This is a genomic window from Treponema zioleckii (assembly GCF_014737315.1).
GTDB classification, from domain to species: domain Bacteria; phylum Spirochaetota; class Spirochaetia; order Treponematales; family Treponemataceae; genus Treponema_D; species Treponema_D zioleckii.
This window is the reverse complement of sequence record NZ_JPUF01000001.1, coordinates 133,094-149,857: the sequence shown is the minus strand read 5'-3', so window position 1 is coordinate 149,857 and position 16,764 is coordinate 133,094. Positions and strand designations below refer to the sequence as shown.

General features: G+C 41.5%; 15 protein-coding genes. 8 read left to right on the top strand and 7 right to left on the bottom strand.

What is annotated here, in order from left to right; all coding sequences use genetic code 11:
• Window positions 1–626: 626 nt before the first annotated feature.
• The 5 genes from JI65_RS00585 to JI65_RS00565 all read right to left on the bottom strand — a co-directional run bounded on the left by JI65_RS00585 (window position 627) and on the right by JI65_RS00565 (window position 4,608).
• Window positions 627–1,535, bottom strand: a complete 909-nt coding sequence (locus tag JI65_RS00585) for a LysR substrate-binding domain-containing protein (RefSeq protein ID WP_191013414.1) — start codon at window positions 1,533–1,535, stop codon at window positions 627–629.
• Window positions 1,535–2,455 (bottom strand): GTPase Era, encoded by a 921-nt coding sequence (era, locus tag JI65_RS00580; protein WP_191013454.1) that lies wholly within the window; start codon window positions 2,453–2,455, stop codon window positions 1,535–1,537. The genes JI65_RS00585 and era overlap by 1 nt, the downstream gene beginning before the upstream one ends.
• Window positions 2,456–2,524: 69 nt before the next feature.
• Entirely contained in the window at window positions 2,525–3,061 is a 537-nt protein-coding gene (locus JI65_RS00575) for a hypothetical protein (protein ID WP_191013413.1), read from the bottom strand.
• A 25-nt stretch (window positions 3,062–3,086) separates the two neighbouring features.
• Entirely contained in the window at window positions 3,087–3,620 is a 534-nt protein-coding gene (locus JI65_RS00570; RefSeq protein ID WP_191013412.1) for an NUDIX hydrolase, read from the bottom strand.
• A 67-nt stretch (window positions 3,621–3,687) separates the two neighbouring features.
• Window positions 3,688–4,608: a helix-turn-helix domain-containing protein gene (locus JI65_RS00565; RefSeq protein WP_191013411.1), complete on the bottom strand. Its 921-nt coding sequence runs from the start codon at window positions 4,606–4,608 to the stop codon at window positions 3,688–3,690.
• Window positions 4,609–5,239: 631 nt separating this feature from the next.
• Between JI65_RS00565 and JI65_RS00560 the strand changes: the two genes are divergently transcribed.
• The 6 genes from JI65_RS00560 (at window position 5,240) to JI65_RS00535 (ending at window position 9,686) form a co-directional block, all read left to right on the top strand.
• Entirely contained in the window at window positions 5,240–6,166 is a 927-nt protein-coding gene (locus tag JI65_RS00560) for a helix-turn-helix domain-containing protein (RefSeq protein ID WP_191013410.1), read from the top strand.
• Window positions 6,167–6,291: 125 nt separating this feature from the next.
• Entirely contained in the window at window positions 6,292–6,516 is a 225-nt protein-coding gene (locus JI65_RS00555; protein ID WP_191013409.1) for a hypothetical protein, read from the top strand.
• A gap of 345 nt (window positions 6,517–6,861) precedes the next feature.
• Entirely contained in the window at window positions 6,862–7,506 is a 645-nt protein-coding gene (locus JI65_RS00550; RefSeq protein ID WP_191013408.1) for a hypothetical protein, read from the top strand.
• Between the two features lie 224 nt (window positions 7,507–7,730).
• Window positions 7,731–8,300 carry a hypothetical protein gene (locus tag JI65_RS00545; protein WP_191013407.1) on the top strand — a complete coding sequence of 190 codons (570 nt, stop codon included), beginning with the start codon at window positions 7,731–7,733 and terminating at the stop codon, window positions 8,298–8,300.
• 161 nt (window positions 8,301–8,461) lie between these two features.
• On the top strand, window positions 8,462–9,307 hold the full coding sequence (locus JI65_RS00540; RefSeq protein ID WP_191013406.1) for a hypothetical protein: 846 nt from the start codon (window positions 8,462–8,464) through the stop codon (window positions 9,305–9,307).
• Window positions 9,308–9,335: 28 nt separating this feature from the next.
• A complete protein-coding gene (locus JI65_RS00535; protein ID WP_191013405.1) occupies window positions 9,336–9,686 on the top strand; it encodes a hypothetical protein in 351 nt (116 codons plus the stop codon).
• A 43-nt stretch (window positions 9,687–9,729) separates the two neighbouring features.
• Here JI65_RS00535 and JI65_RS00530 read toward each other — a convergent pair whose 3' ends face one another.
• Both JI65_RS00530 and JI65_RS00525 read right to left on the bottom strand, forming a co-directional pair.
• Complete coding sequence (locus tag JI65_RS00530; protein ID WP_191013404.1) at window positions 9,730–11,463, bottom strand: B12-binding domain-containing radical SAM protein; 1,734 nt, start codon at window positions 11,461–11,463, stop codon at window positions 9,730–9,732.
• Window positions 11,464–11,561: 98 nt separating this feature from the next.
• On the bottom strand, window positions 11,562–12,293 hold the full coding sequence (locus JI65_RS00525; protein WP_191013403.1) for an IMP cyclohydrolase: 732 nt from the start codon (window positions 12,291–12,293) through the stop codon (window positions 11,562–11,564).
• A 356-nt stretch (window positions 12,294–12,649) separates the two neighbouring features.
• On the opposite strand from JI65_RS00525, the gene JI65_RS00520 reads away from it, so the two are divergent.
• Together JI65_RS00520 and JI65_RS00515 are read left to right on the top strand one after the other, a co-directional pair.
• Window positions 12,650–14,689 (top strand): methyl-accepting chemotaxis protein, encoded by a 2,040-nt coding sequence (locus JI65_RS00520; protein ID WP_191013402.1) that lies wholly within the window; start codon window positions 12,650–12,652, stop codon window positions 14,687–14,689.
• A gap of 437 nt (window positions 14,690–15,126) precedes the next feature.
• On the top strand, window positions 15,127–16,734 hold the full coding sequence (locus tag JI65_RS00515) for an NAD(P)/FAD-dependent oxidoreductase (protein WP_191013401.1): 1,608 nt from the start codon (window positions 15,127–15,129) through the stop codon (window positions 16,732–16,734).
• The last annotated feature ends 30 nt before the right edge of the window (window positions 16,735–16,764 follow it).

Genomic DNA, 16,764 nt, shown 5'->3' with positions numbered 1-16,764 from the left:
GAAGAAAAACTGTTGGGGAGCGGTAAAATCGATTTTAAAGATTACAAGTCAACCTTACCGCTCCCGTTACCGCTCCCGTTACCGCTTTGATGAAATCCTAATAAATTTGCAAAAGATTTATAATAGGCTTGTTGAAAGTTTCTGATAAGCTTTCAGAAAAATTGTAACAGGCTTGTCGAAAGATTCTGATAGGCTTGTAGAATGTTTCTAAAAGCTTATCAGAATGATTTAAAAAGGCTTGTAGAAAGATTCAAAAAGCCTTACAGAATGATTCTGAAAGCCTTTCAACGCTCTGAACTTAATTCAGCGTCTAGAATGCTTGCGTGGAAAATTAGTTGATTGATGTTTAGGCCGGCTCAACCACCGCACAAGCTTCCAAACTGTGCGTCAGTCTGGATGACAGGCTGTGTTTCTGTGGCGAGAATCAGTGATAATTCACGCGCCCCGACCAGCGATAACGGTTGCTGTCTGCCTGCTGCTACCGAAAGTATTCTCGTGGTTGCAAGTTGGCTCGTCCACCAAAAATGTTTGTAAGCTGCCTTGCATAGCTTAAAGCCCGATACGCGAGGTGGTGCGCAATCTGCAAGTCAATTCCGCATTCCCTATTCATAATTTTTCATTTTGCGCTACGCGTTGTCTTTGTGCAAGATTTCGCTCACGGCGGCGCGCATTCTCTTGTAGGATTCGCTTCCTGAGAACTGCGTTTTTTGGATAAAGCCGATTTCGTAATAGCCCAGGGAATTCAGTGCTGCGTGGCTCGTGAATCCGTTCGTGTACGGGCCGTTCGTAAGGACGATTTGCGGGACTAGCCCAATTCCGAGTCCGAGCTGCACCAGTGCCATAATCGCTTCGTTTCCTTCTGTTTCGGCTGCGATTTTTGTTTTTACGTTGCGGGAAGAAATCCACTGGTCAAAGCGCGCGCGGGCAAGGCCTGTTTTTGGCAGAATCAGCGGAACTGTGGAAATTATGTCCTGCGGGCTTCCTTCAAGATTTTCGTAAGGACCGCCGACGCTGGCTGCAAAAACGAGGGGCGAGCGTCGCACCGGGATTGCGTCCAGGCCGATGAGTCCGTCTTCGCTGTCTTTTTTTGGGATTGCGGCTACCGCAACGTCGGCTCGCCCTTCCCGAATCGCGGGAATCGCGCCAGCCGGGTCGCCTGTCTCAATGGAAAGCTGGATTTGCGGATATTTTTCGGCGAGTGTTTTTAGGAACGGCGGCATAATCGTGTAACACGCCGTAACGGAAGCATAAACCCGGAGCGTGCCCGAAATTTCATCGTTCTGATTCTTGAATGATTCGAACAAATCTTCCTGTTTTTCCAGGCAAGTTTTCGCAAAAGCCGCAAAATCGATTCCCTGTTTGGTGAGGGCAACTCCGCGGTTGTTCCTGTCTAGGAGAATCGTGCCGGTTTCGTCCTCCAGACGCGAAATAAGCCGGCTTAGGGCGGATGGGCTTAAATTCACGTTCTGCGAGGTTTTTGCAAAGTGAAGAGTTTTTGAAAGATTCAAAAATGCGTTCAGTTCAAAAAAAGTCATTATTTTAAGAGTCTGTCCAGCGTAATGTCTTTCTGTCGCCAGTTTTTGTCAACTTTTACCTGCAAATCAAGGTCGATTTTGTAGTCAAAGATTTTTCTGAGAGCCTTTATGCTTTCAACCCGAATCGTTTTTATCATCGAAGCACCTTTGCCGATTACGATTCCTTTCTGGCTTTCTTTTTCGACAACGAGGAACGCACGGCACCACATTTTTGTTGGCGTGCGCATTTCCATGTCGGCAATCTGAACGTAAATGCAGTGCGGAACTTCCTGTTCGAGTCGGTTTATTGCCTGCTCGCGGATAACTTCCGCGATTCTAAAGTCAACTTCCTGGTCCGTGTAGAATTCTTCGGCGTAAAGATGCGGGGCTTCCGGTGCGATTTCGTAGAGCTCCTTCAGGACTTCGTTGATTCCTTTGTCTTCTTTTGCTGAAATCTCAAGAATCTTTTTGACCGGAAATTCTGGCAGTGTCTCATTGAGGAACTTTCGGACGCTTTCAGGTTTTGCGTTGATTTCGTCAATCTTGTTGATTGCGATTACCAATTTTTCAGCGTGCGACGAAACCAAATCGATGATGAGTTTTTCTTCCTCGCCGCACGGACGTGTGCTGTCTAAAATGTAAAGAATTGCGTCCGCGTTTGAAAGCTGGTCTGCCACAATGTTGCGCATTTTTAGGTTCATTTTTTTGTTTGATTCGTGGTAGCCCGGAGTGTCAACAAAAACGAGCTGACCGAGAGAAGTGTTCACGATTCCCCGGATTGCGTTTCGGGTGGTCTGCGGAATTGCCGAAACAATTGAAACTGGCTCTCCTGCGGCTGTGTTCAGAAAAGTGGACTTTCCTGCGGAAGGCCGCCCGATAATCGTTACGAGGGCGGTTTTTGGTCCCACAGGCGGCTGCGCGTCGTTTGCTTCGTTCGTCATATTCATCATGTTCTCGTTTTCGTTCTGTGATTCTTTGATTTCTTCGTTCATTTTCATCTCTCCTGTCTGCTACTTTGAAGGCTTGAGTTCCGGTCTCTGCTTCAGGATTGCTTTTACGGCTTCGTGCCGCTCTTCCACCGTCGGAAATGCCAGAATCACTTTTGCGCCGTTCTGCCGGATTATTTCGATGATTCGCTTATCCACGGCTACTGTGTCCGGGTCGTCTTCGTATTCAAGAGTCGGGAGCGCGTAAATGTCCTGCATTTTTACGATTGCCGTTCCTGAGATTATTATGTTCTCGTAAATTCCTGCTTTTCCGAGTCCAACGGCTTCCTGAACGCTCATGTTCGTGGCGATTATTGCGACCGCGAACAAAATTACTGCAATGTAGAACGCGAATTTTCTTGTCGGTACGAATGCGATTATGAGCGCAGAGACGATAAAAATTCCCACCACGCGGTATGTGAGTCCGTTTTGCAGCGGAACGAGCAGATTTCCGGCCGCTGAGAGCGTTTTTTTTCGTCGGATTGGGAGTGATATTAAAAGTGCGGCGTAAATGAGTGCCGCGATTCCTGCAAGAATATAAATTACCTGTTTTTCGTTCATTAAAAAATCCTTGTGTTTAATGGCTTTATTTAGTATGTGCTTGTTTTATATACAATTCCAGTGTTTTTCGGGCTGATTCAAAAGCCAGCGGAAGGTTTTTGAGTTCTTCTTCGGTGTTCACGGAATGGAATTCAAATGAGAGAACTTCGCCTTCCTGAGGTTTTAGCTCGTAGCTTTCAGGGAGCTGCGCGATAAAAAACACGTCGCAGGTTTTATAGAAGATATTTTTGTATTCGTAGTCGTTCGGAAAGCTTGCGAGATATTTTAGCGATACAGGTTTTACTCCTGTTTCTTCGAAGCATTCCCGGAGACAGGCTTCTTCAAGCGATTCGTTCGGGTCTGTAAAGCCGCCTGGGAGGGCTAAAAAGCCTTTTCGCGGTTCTTTTGCTCGGCGTTCAAAAAGAATTTTTCCTTCGGAATTGGCGATTACGAGACCCACGGCAGAAGCCACGTTGTTGTAAAGCGTAAAGCCGCAGTCGGCGCACTTCCATTTTCGCATGTTCACATTTTGTATGCCAGTCTTTCCGCATTCTGGGCAAAATTTAAAATCATTCTTCATGTGCTAATGATATACTTTTTTCCCCGTGTTTGTCTTGTGTATGGGGCGCGGAAAATGTGCGGGATGTTTATTGGCGGATGTACAGCGTGCCTTCAAAAATAATTTTTCCCCCGAAACCACTGCTTAGTCTATATCTGGATTTGAGATTTCTTTTAGTGCGGTGTATAGTAAGTTTTGTTTTTTCATAGTCGGCTTGATTTTTTAATATTCTGTGGCATTTTGCTTTGATTTCTAAAATTTTTAGGAATGGAATTAATTCGCTGTATAAATCGCAGACTTTTAGACCTCTTATGCAGGCGTTAAGAGTTTCTTCCGTGTAACCGGCTGCAAACATCCACTCCGTAAAATCCTGCATAGCGAACGGAAATTCGCTTGAAATTAGTTTATCTATAACGGGTTTTGTTTCGTAATACTCGGTAATGAATTTTATAAGTTCCAGAGCATTTTCTTTTTTCTTTCCTACTGTGTACTGGCAGAACGCAATCTGTCTTAAAAGTAAAAGCTCCATGTTTGTTAGTCTTGGCCGAAGCGGTAAAAAATCTTTTGTGCATGATTTTAAAGTGAGTGAAATGGATTTTTCAAATAAATCCTGTAGATTTTCGTTGCTTTCTCCTTGCGCTCGCTTTGCTAGTGCCATGTGATAATCATAGTATTGCTGTTCTAGGACATCCATGTCTCCACATTCTGAGTATTTTTTTAGTAATGGAATGTATTCGTAGTCTTTGCAGAATAGTTTTTCTTCAATTTTACGTTCTATTTGGCATCTTATCACATCTGCTTCTGTGAGAATTCCATCTTGGAAGTTAGGAGCTACAAGACCAAGTTCGCTGCATAACTCATTTGCAAGCAGTTTGCCGGGAAGTTCTTCGCCTGATTCGATTCGTGACAGAGTGGAAACAGCGCAAAAATCTCCTGCGAGAGCTTCACGCGTTAAGCCTTGTTCCTCTCTGTATTCTCGTATTAGTTCTCCAATCTGACAAGTATCCAATTTTTCCTCCTTTCTCTCCTGAACATCTCTTTTGCAGGAATGCAGAGATTCTGAATCAAGTTCTGCATGACACCATAATAACAGCCTGAACGTAGTCGGAATGACCAGTTTTTGTTGCCACATTAAACAAATTCAAGATGGCAGGTTGTGTCACCTCGAGCGTAGTCGAGAAGTCTGCAATCGATAGTGGACACAACTTCGCTATGCCTGGGGGCAGTAGATGTCTCGACTTCGCTCGACATGACGGAGCTGTACAGTCACCATAATGACAGCCTGAACGTAGTCGGAATGACCAGTTTTTGTTGCCACATTAAACAAATTCAAAATGACAGGTTGTGTCACCTCGAGCGTAGTCGAGAGGTCTGTAATCGATAGTGGACACAACTTCGCTATGCCCTGGGGGCAGTAGATGTCTCGACTTCGCTCGACATGACGGAGCTGTACAGTCAACATGACTGAGCAGTACGCTTGATAGGACAGAACAGTACACTCGACATGACGGAGTGGCTCCCGATCTGACAGTTTTTTCGCTATCTTTTAGTTTTTCATTTTCGTTTTAGAGACTGTTTTCCACTTCAGAGTCATTTTTATTATACTATTGAAAAATTGAATTTGTGGTAAAATATGTGCAATGGCAGTTTATAAAATAGGAACGATTTTAAAGCAGGTTAGAAAAGAAAAGAAAATTTCTCAGCTTGATATGTGTCGTGGGCTTTGTACGAAAGCTATGGTGTCATACATAGAAAATGAAGAGCGAGTGCCACATCGCAAGCTTATTGAGCTTCTTTTCAGTAGACTCGGAGAACCATTTCCTGTAGAAAATGTTCCCATGACAAAGGCGGATTTTTATAGGTACAATCTTGAGCGCAAAATAAATGGAATGGTCGCAAGAGAACTTTATGATATAGCTGGGCTTTTGGATGAATATGCTTCATGCAAAAAAGATATGACTAAACTTGAAATGCAGTTTTATGAATTTTACAGAACCTTCTATGAAAATAGGAATTATGATTTATTTGATAAAATTTTACCTGAATTAGTTCATGCACTCCAAATAACAATAAGTGATTTTAAGTTGTATGAGTTTCCTGAAAAAAAATTACTTTCTCGGACTGAAATATTTTTATTGAATAATATTTCCAGATGTCATTTTTATCTTGGTGAAAAAGAAGGAGCTGTTCTAATTCAAAACAAGTTAAAAGATTATTTTGAGAGTGGAATTGTTTCTGAAGTCGTGAAAGCTTCAACGTATCCACTGGTTTTATTTAATCTGTCAAATTGGGAACGTGTTCTGAATTGTGACGAGCATATTTTGGAGTATTCAGAAATTGCTCTTAAATATTTATTAAATTATGGTAAGCTGAATTTGTTGCCATATCACTTGTTTAATAAAGGTCTTCATCTTGCGAAAAATGAAACTTTGGATTCTGGAAAACAATATTTATCTATTTCCAGAGGAATATTCCATGAACTTTCAAATAATGAGGAGCTTTCTTTTACAGAAAACTTGTTAAAAGAAAGTTTTGGAGACGATTTCTTAAAAGATTTGATTTTCTGATTTCAAAAAATATCTAAAATAATAAAAAATTATATTTTTACTAAAAAGTTAACTATAACGCTCTGTTGTTTTTTATTAATTTAATTTATCCTCTCCTACACTTCAATGAAACACAGAGGATAAAAATGAATAAACAAAAATCTATGAAAACCATATTGATAACTCTTATTTTTGCCTGTTTAGCACTGTTTGGCTGTTCAAATGAAATTGATGATGTGTCAAATGAATCTACAGGGCAATCTGAAATCTTAGAGAACGTTGAAGTTCCTGAATCTTCTCGTAGTCTTTTTGCTGCTGGTGTTGGAACTTCTCGTGGTCCTACGCGTGAATCTACTCTATCTAGTTTTTAAATCATTCAGAATCTAACATCGAATGTCTCGAAACGAAGTAAAAAACTAAATTTAAAAAAGTCCTTCATCTAAGTATGTGAAACAGACTCTTTCAAGTGCGCATAGAAAGAAGTCTGAAATAAATTAATTTTTTTTAAGGTAATAAAAATATGAAAAAATCAATGGTAGCAATTATGGCATTTGTAGTAGGTGGAGTAACTTCTGGTGTTGCCACAGCTGCATCTGATGATATTAAGATTATTGCCTAATTTTTTATTATAAATTTTGTAACTTGCCTAGTGGGGTGGTTGTTATTTTTTTCTGTCACCTTGCTAGCAGGTACACAAAAAAAAGGAATTTATAAACATGAAAAAAATTATTACGATTTTAAGTGCATTAGTTTTGGGTACCGCGGTTTTCGCAGAAGGCAGCGAAAAGAATTACGATTCTTTCATCGGGGCTGGATTGAGCGGAGTTTTCTCTAACTACAAAGTTGACGATGACGGTTCCCGCAAAAACATTGGCGGCGGATTTGACCTTTCTTTGCTTACAGTAAACAAAGAAAATGGTTTCAGCTTAAAAGCGGACTTTGGCGCCGGAATTGTAACAACTGAAGATTTTCCGAACATGGGCAGAGAAACTGGACTGTACACAGTGTTGAACGCAGGTGCCGGTTATTCGTTCTTGCACACGGAAGACACAATTTTCTCAGTCTTTGGAATGTGCAGCATCGGAAGGAACTTGTTTAACGACGATTCAAACATTCCTGCATTCAGCGACATGTCTTTTAAGCAACTTACTTATGGCATTGGGGCAGACGTTACATTTATGAAACGACTCGGAAGCCAGTTTTATCTTTTTGCCAATGTTGGAGCACGCTTTAAAATGGGAACTGAGTCGGTTACATATTCAAACGAGAAGGATAACGTTACTTCGTACTCAGGCTTGACCCGCGATATTCTCGGTAATTTTTCTGTTACACCAACAATCGGTCTGTGCTACAAATTCTAATTCCATAAAATAAATTCAGAATAAGCCGTCATACAATTAATTTTGTAACGACGGCTTATTAATTTTTAAGCTTTTAAATACAGTTTATGCAAAATAGAATTGTAACGATACTTTTTCTTTCCATAGCACTATCACTCTTTCTCTGTTCCTGTGCAACAGTTTTTCCTGCGTATAAAATTTCGCAAGATGCTACTACAGAACAAACAAATACAGATGAAAAACTATTGGTTTCTGGGGAATTAAAACTGAATCGCCTTAAAGGAATTCATTCATGGAAACTCGCACTTTTTGATTTATTTTTTAACAGAGAGAGTAATATTTACGAGTGGAACGGTACAATTCAGCTTAACTCAGAGCTTATTCCATTGACTTTTGAAATTATTTGCAACGAAGGTATTAATGCAGAGCAAGGAATTTTAGTCGGAATGCAGAATCTTACGTGCAAAGAAGTTAGCTTTGACCTAAAAGAATCTCTCGACAATCGTTCTATGCTTCCAATGGAGGAATTCGGCTATTTCATCACTGGCGGTAAAGTGTATTTCGTTTACGTTGCAACAAAAGATGGGCTCGGCGGTGCAAACATCATGCACAATCCAACGAACGTAAAATTCATAATCGAATGTGAGTCGTCAAACCGAGTCTGCGAAATCTACACAGACAAAAAAATCCTCGACAAATATAAGCTAAAAGGTGAGTTCAGCGATTCAGCCGAGGACGAAACTATAAAATTGCTTTCAGGCATTACAGCCTCGTTTTACAAAGCAGCCCTCGACTGCATGAACGTAAAGGTTTAAAAATGAAAACCTGCCAAGCTTATCCCCTGTAAAGAAAAACTTGAAAACTTAGAAATTATTTTAGTGTTGGAGAATTTTATATGCGTAGAAAAAGTTTATTGTCATTGGTCACATTTGCTTCAGTAATATTTTTTGCAAGTTGCAGTACGATACATTTTGACATGACAGGAAACATTCTTAACAAATCTTCACTCGCTGACGACGAACTAATTGAATCTGGAAATATTTATTTTGCTCAAAAACGAGGAGCTTTTGGCTCTTTTATTTACGGAAGTTCTGTTGACAAACCTGCAAACCTGAAGAAAAATGATTTTTTTATAAGCGGAATGCGTACAAAATCTGATGACTCAGGCACAATAATACTCAGCGGAGAAAATGCGATTTCAGATCGCATCCAATCTTTGGAAGGGTATGAATACCGTTGGGAAGGAACTGTCGAAGAAAACAACGGGTCTGTTCCGATTATTTATGAATTCTATGTTTTGGGAACTTCTCATAAAGGATTTCAACTAATTTCAGGTCATTATGATGCACCTCTTCCATCTAACAAAAAAGAAAAAATTAAAGCGTTCATATTTGACTCAGTTCCAGAAGGCGGAGGAAAACTTTCCATGAATCACAGAATTAACGGAGATTCCGAAAAAATTCCGTTTGAAGTTGCATCATTCTGTTCTAAAAACGGCACGGAATTTCTTGTTAATGTAACACGAGACTATGAATACAAACCGAGAGGAACTGGGAAATTTAAGGATGAGCCAGAAGAAAATTTATGGCGATATTTTAACGCTAAAGTAGAGAAACGTGAGGCAATTTTTGACAAAAATCAAGTTTTTCAGATTACAGACAAAGAAAACAAGATTCTTTTTGCAGAATGTTCTGTAAATGACTACAAACTTTTTAAGCCTGCAGAAGAAAAGTCAGAAGATGTAAAAGAATGCATAAAGTCGTTCATAGGCTATTTGTGGGCACTCGACGAACATAACCAAACATCAGAACGTTTAAAATAAAAAAATCGAAAAACTTAGAGGTAAAGAAATGAAAAAATCAGTTTTGCAGAAAATTTCAATTTTATTTGCAATTTTGTTTTTGGCAGTCCTTTGTTCAGCGTGCTCCAGCGGAGACACTGCACAAGTTGAACGCGCAGAATTTGTTTCTGATAACGAAATACAAGTTTATCTTTCAGGAAACGTTGAAAACTACAGACTCAGCGTAAACGTTAACGAAAATGGCAAAGAACAAAAGGGATATTATGTTAAATCGTATACTTACAATCCTTTTTATTTCCGCCTGACGGCAAAACTAAACAAGAATGTTCCTAAAGGAGCCTTTCTTACAATCACCGGGGAAGACGACCTTTTTGGTTCGGTTATAATTAAGCGAGAATAAGACAAAATTTCAATTCTTCAAGAATGAAGCAATCCCTGAAGAATTAAATCGTTTTCCAATCGGCACCGTATTTGCTCTCGAAAATCTTTACGCGGCATTTTTGTTTGCCTGCGTTTTTTGAGAAGAATTCCAGATCGGTGCCGTACTCGCTCATCACGTCATCGGGGTGATAGTTCGTCGTTACCACAGATTCAGTTCCGTCGAACGTGCAAAGTCCCAGCGCGCCGTTCATCACAATCAAATCCTCGGCAATCGCAACCATTTTGTGAAGCCGTTTTCGCTCGTATTTTTGGCGAACGAATTCTTTTTGCAGTTCCGTGATTTTTTGGCTAGAAAGCGAGCCAAGCGGAATTTGATTTTTTTCTTCTATATAATTAGCAAAATCCCAAAGAAAATCAGACGGCTTTTCGTTCAGAGGATACAAAACCGCATTGAACCACGGAACCGCCCGCCCCTGAGTGTAAAAAAGATTCGTAGCCTCGGCAAGTTTTTTTGCCTTCGCCAAATCTTCCTCGCCAAAAAACGGCGTTTTTATAACATGATATGGCGGATTTTTGTCCCAGACCATTCCAAAGTTTTTTGCATCGTCATGCAAGTTCGTTCCGGGAAGAACGCTAAGACAGAAAAGCTCCAAATTGTTCGGGTAAAGCGAGAGCGCAAAATCAATTGAATCGCAGAAGCCGTTAAAATTATCACCCGGAAGCCCGTAAATCAAATCGAATCCGAACGTTACGCCTTCTTCGTTCAGAAAGCCGATATTTTTTGAAAAAAGTTTTTTGTCCAGCGTTCGGTGCACATTTTTCAGCACGGCCGGATTGGAACTTTGAAGCCCAAACTGAATGCAGCAAGGAACTTTTGAAAAAGCATGGGCAAGTTCCCGGTCAATGAATTCCGCGCGCGCCTCAAAATAAAAGAACATTCCCGGAGCTTTTTTACGGATAATGTTCAGCATTTTTATGGCACGTTCTTTGCTTGCGTTGTAGGTCGGGTCCAGAACGAAAACCTGCGGGATTTTTTTTTCGGCAAAAAGTTCGATTTCTTTTTCAAGCCGCTCCATTGGAAAATAGGCAATTTTTTTTTCGCCCTTGCTTTCGTAGCAGTATGAGCATTTGAACGGACAACCCCGTGCAAGCTCCCAAAGCGCGCCACCGTATTTTGCCGGATCCAAAGTTCCGTCAAGATATGGCGAGGAAATTGAATCAGGACTGCAAGGCACTGCCCTAAAAACGGAAAACGAAGAATTTTCTGCCGCAAAATTGCCTTTTTTGTAAACGCCAGGAATCGGAAAAATAAAATCGTCTTTTTGCACTTCCGAGGCGTTTTCCGAGCAAAGTTCTGCCAAAAGTGCGGGCACAGCACTTTCCCCCTGACCGGCAACCGTGTAGTCAAAATTAGAAAAATTCTGGGGAGCGGCGGTAACTTCCGGTCCGCCCGCAATCGTAACGCAGTCGGGGCAAAGTTTTTTTAGCTCGCCTGCCGCTTTGTCAAGAATTTTATGATTCCAAACATACACGCTGAACGCAACCGCAAACGGATTTTTTTTTGCCAGTTTTTCTGCAATAATTTTTGCACAGGAATCTTCACCGCCTTGTTTAAAAGCTTCTATGTAATAGTCATCTTCGCGGGAAAAATCCTGCAACAAAACTTCAAAAAGATTTTTTGTCTGCACGTCGTTTTTTATTGCGGACGCAATGCAAGCTGCCCCCAACGGCATTGCCTGCGGGGAGGTTTCTACGAGAACGGTCGTGCAGATTACAGTTATTTTTTTTATTATCATCGGTTTTCATAAAAATCTCCTATCAGCTCCGCAAAATAAACTTAAAAATGTAAAAATCTGCACTGTCGTCCGCTAGTGCAGATTTTTTATTTAGTTTTTTACTCTTCGTTCTTATTAAAAATTTTCTCTTCGTATTTGCCAGTCTGCAAATCTATAAATCTTACAAAAAGCGAAACTTTGTTTTCGGCGTTGAGCGAATTCCAAATTTTTGACGAAAATTCTTCAATTCCGCCTTTTATGGCAACTTTTACAGGCTCTCCCTCAAACGACGGCAGAGGATTTCCGTTTTCTTTGTATGTGTGAATAAAATGTCCTTCGCCATTCTGAGGGTTGTCGTATGTGTAAGTGAAGCGAAGACAGTTGTCTCCGTTTCCAGAATCGCTTTTTAGAATCGAAATCGCATAATCATATTTTCCGTTCTCAACGGTGAGAAGGGAGGAAATTCTTGGAGTAAAATTCGGTGCGTCGTGCTCGTATTTTCGGCTTCGCAAAGACTGCTCAAAAGTAAGGCCGTTTTTTAATCCGTCATAAATCGTGTCGGTTTGGTCACCGTTCGTTACGATTGTTGAAGAACCAAGCTGTCGCACAGCCGCATAAATAATCAAACTTGGGTCCCCTGCAATCAAAGTCGGGTCATAGGCCTTCGTTCGAACAACTTCGCTTCCGTTTTCCTGCTCAACGACAAAGATTCTGTTTCGGCTGCCTGCGCTTCGCCCCATAGTCCAATAAGCAGAAACGGCGTATTTTCCGTCCTCAGATTTTCCAGCGACAATTCCGCGTCCAGGGTACTCATTTGCACCAAGAATTTTTTCCAAAGAATTAACAGTCATAAGATTCCTCTAAAACTTTTTTTCGCACATTTGCGATGTCTGATTTTAACAAATTTTTGCGTTCTGTTATATAAGTAGGCTAAAAAAAATCACCTTTACATTTGTGTACAGATTTTTTTAAGAAAACCGACATATAACGTGTTTTATTTTGACTTTTTGGAGATTTCCGATGATAATATAACAAAATATATGTGGGCAGGTGGGATTTATGGACAAAAACGAAAAAAAAGACAGTTAAAAATGCAAAAAAGAGAGAAAAAATAGCAAAAAAAAATCTAAAAAAAGCAGTTCTTAAAGAAAGGGGACAGATAATTCACTCTCTTCCTTTTAAACTTGAAACCTCAATTTTTGTTCTTTTGGTCTTTTTTTTCACATTACTAGTCGGAATCCTTAGCTTTTCAATCGGAAATTACAACAAACGTTCATTTTCTGAACTCAGCAAAACAATCGTTGAACGCGGTTCGGCGGCACTAAGCTATTGGCTCAGCAGTTACTACAAAGATTTACGGATTTTTACAAAAAATGAAGTATTTTGGGACGGTGATGTTCATAAAATACGTAACTTCATAATGGAAAATCAGCATTTGATGAGCGTTGATTTTGAATACGTCGGAATCTGCGGAATAGACGGAATTCTCTACACCTCCGACGGCCAGGCCACAAACATCACGGACACAAGCTATTACGGTGCAATAATGCAAAGCGGTGAACCAAATTACATCTCTGACCCAATCCGCTCTCCAACGCTTGGAAAATACTTGTTCACTATTGCCGAGCCTGCAATCGACAACAACGGAATCATGTTCGGAATTTTCGTTGGCGCGGTTCCTGTTGATATAATTCAGCACGAAATCGAAAACACAAACCTTGGCGAAATGGGCTTTGCCTACGCAATCGACAGCAACGGAACCACAATCGCCTACCCGGACGAAAGCCAAATAATGAAGAACAAATACAAACTTGGCGACGAAGAAGCTGGCTTAATCGGCTACACAGAAATGACAGAAGACATGCTCAGCGGTTCAAGCGACTACAGGAGAATCTTCAACAAAAGCAACAATCAGTATGACTACGTTTATTATGCCCCAATCGACGGCACTCATTGGTCTGTCGGACTCGTAATTCCAGAAAAAGAAGTTCTTCTTTCGGCACGGAAGAGCAGCTTGAACATTGCGGCATGCAGTCTTGTAATCGTTACGCTTTTGATTTTGTTCACTTCAATTTATATGACAAAACAGCTGAACCCGCTTTTGTACTTAAAACACTCAATCTCGGAAATTGCCAGCGGAGACGCGGATTTAACAAAAAAAATCTCGATAAAATCAAAAGATGAAATTGGCGGCGTAGTTTCTGGATTCAACACCTTCATAGACAATCTTCACACAATCATCAGCCAGATAAAAGAATCAAAATCTGCACTGACGACAGTTGATAAATCAATGCAGAAAACTACAGAAGAAACAGGAAAATCCATCGCCCAAATTTCATCTGACATAAATATGGTAACTTCGCATATCGAAAACCAAAGCCAGAGCGTTGAGCAAACAGTGTCTTCGGTAAAACAAATTGCAAAAAACATTGAGAATCTGAACAAGCTCATAGAAAATCAGGCAAGCGGAATCAATCAGGCAAGTGCGGCAATCGAACAGATGCTCGAAAACATCAATTCGGTTTCGAAGAGCACAGAAATGATGGTAACGGCTTTTTCTCAGCTCGAAGAATTCACGCGGAGCGGAATCGAAAAGCAAAATGCGGTCAACACGCAGATAAACCTGATTGAAGAGCAGAGTCTTATGCTTTTGAACGCGAACAAGACAATCAGTAAAATTGCCAGCGAAACAAACCTGCTCGCGATGAATGCGTCAATCGAAGCTGCCCACGCCGGAGCCGCCGGAATGGGATTCAGCGTGGTTGCGGACGAAATTCGAGCGCTTTCAGAAAGTTCAACGGCTCAGTCCAAAACAATCGGCTCGGAGCTGCAAAAAATTCAAAAATCAATCGAAAACGTCGTTTCGGCAAGTTCTGAGGCAAAAAATGCATTCGGTTTTGTGAGCGAAAAAATTCAGCAGACAGATTCCATCGTTCAGCAAATCCGCAGCGCAATGGAAGAAAGCGAACAAGGCAGCCGGCAAATTACACAGGCGCTTTCGATGATGCACGAAAGTACGAGTCAGGTTCGAACGTCGTCTTCAAACATGTCTGCCGACAATCAGTCCATTTTGAACGAGGTAAATAATTTGCAAGAAGCCACCGATGCGATGAAATCTAATATTGGCCGCATGAGTTTTGGCGCACAGCAAATTGAATCGAACGGAAAAACGCTTACAACCATTTCGGAGACGATGCAGAAGTCAATCGAACAAATCGGTTCACAGATTGATTTATTTAAAGTATAAAGGGAAACGCTGCAAGTTGGCTTTGAGACTTCGGGTTGACTTGTGCGTTTCCCGCGAGTTTTGACGAAGCAAAACTCGCGCTTTGGTGGGTCACTTTACAAGGGTTTCAAAATCACCGCGACAAAGAATGCAAGGTGGATATTTCCCTTGTCATTTCGACCGACCGAAGGAAGTGGAGAAATCTGTTGTCTGTTGATGCAGACCTCTCGACTACGCTCGAGGTGACAAAAACTGGACTACACTCTTCTGCCAGACCATGCGAACTCTTAAAATTCAGGTTGGCTCGTGAGTTTACGGAAACGCTGCAAGTTGACTTTGAGGATTTAGGTTGACTTGTGCGTTTACGGAAACGCTGCAAGTTGGCTTTGAGGATTTAGGTTGACTTGTGCGTTTCCCTATTGTCGTATTTTTTACAGGGAACTATAATCACATTTAATATGACAACAGAACTTTCTATAACAATAAAGCCAAACGACGAAAAAAATCAAAAGGTTATTAACGAACAGATTTTAAAAGCCCTCGAAAAGAAAAATATCGCGGCAAATCCAAAGGATATTATTTCGGTTTTTGAAAAAAAATCTATTGACGCGCGGCACGGACAAATAAAGTTAATTCTCAGATACAAAATATACATCGGCGAAGAGCCTAACGGAGACGGAGAAACTCTCCCGGTCTGGAAAACAGCGGACGGAAAGCACAAAGTCATCATCATCGGTTCAGGGCCTGCAGGACTTTACGCCGCATTCAGATTGCTCGAAGACGGAATCAAGCCAATCGTTATTGAACGGGGAACTCCGGCTGAAGAACGAAAAAACGACATTGACGCAATCCGAAACGAAGGAATTTTGAACGAAAATTCAAATTACTGCTTTGGCGAAGGTGGAGCCGGAACTTTCAGCGACGGAAAACTATACACACGAAGCAACAAACGCGGCGACATCGGAAAAATCTACAGAATTTTCGTTGAGTTCGGCGCAACAGAAAGAATTCTTACAGATGCCCATCCTCACATCGGAACGGACAAACTCCCGGAAATCATCAGTGGAATGCGAAAAAAAATCATTTCGCTTGGCGGTGAATTTTTCTTTGACACACAGTGCACGAATCTGCTCACAGAAAAAAAAGATGGAAAGCTCACCGTTACCGGCGTAAAGCTAAAGAACGTAACGAGCGGCGAAGAAAGCGAACTTTTTGGCGACGCTGTAATTCTTGCAACGGGTCATTCTGCAACAGACGTTTACAAGATGATTTCAAAAATCAACCCGGATTCTCTTGAAGCTAAAACATTTGCCGTGGGTGTACGGGTTGAACATCCTCGCGAGTTGATTGATTTTATTCAGTTCCACGGAAAATTGATGCCGCAAGCTGCGGAATACAGACTCACAGCCCAGGAAGACGGGCGCGGCGTTTACAGTTTCTGCATGTGCCCAGGCGGACATGTAGTTCCGTGCGCGACCGCAAAAAATCAAATCGTAATCAACGGAATGTCCAGCTCCGGCCGAAACAGTCAGTGGAGCAACGCGGCAATCGTCGTTGAGCGCCGCCCAGAAGACACGCCAGAAGAATTTGTACTGCAAGCCGAAAAAGACGGATGCAAAGCACTGGCCGGTCTTTATTGGCGAACCTGGCTCGAAGAAGAAACTTTCAAGCATAGCGACGGTCAAAAAGCACCTGCACAAAAGCTCACCGATTTTTTGGCTCACCGCGAATCAAAAGAACTTCCGCCTTCAAGCTACAAACCAGGACTCGTTACGAGCAGACTTGACGAATGGCTTCCAAAAGAAATTTCAGAACGGCTTCAAAAGGGCTTCAGAGATTTTGACAAGAACATGCACGGTTTTGTAGCAGACGACGCACTTTTAATCGCAACCGAAACCCGAACGAGCACTCCGGTGCGAATTTTACGCAGCAAGGAAACTTTGGAATGCGAAGGAATCGCAAACCTTTACCCAGCCGGCGAAGGCAGCGGTTACTCCGGCGGAATCGGGTCTTCCGCAATCGACGGAGAGCGTGTCGCAAATGCAATTTCGCACAAATTAAAATAGATTGCCGAATGTCAATCATGGCTGAAGGTG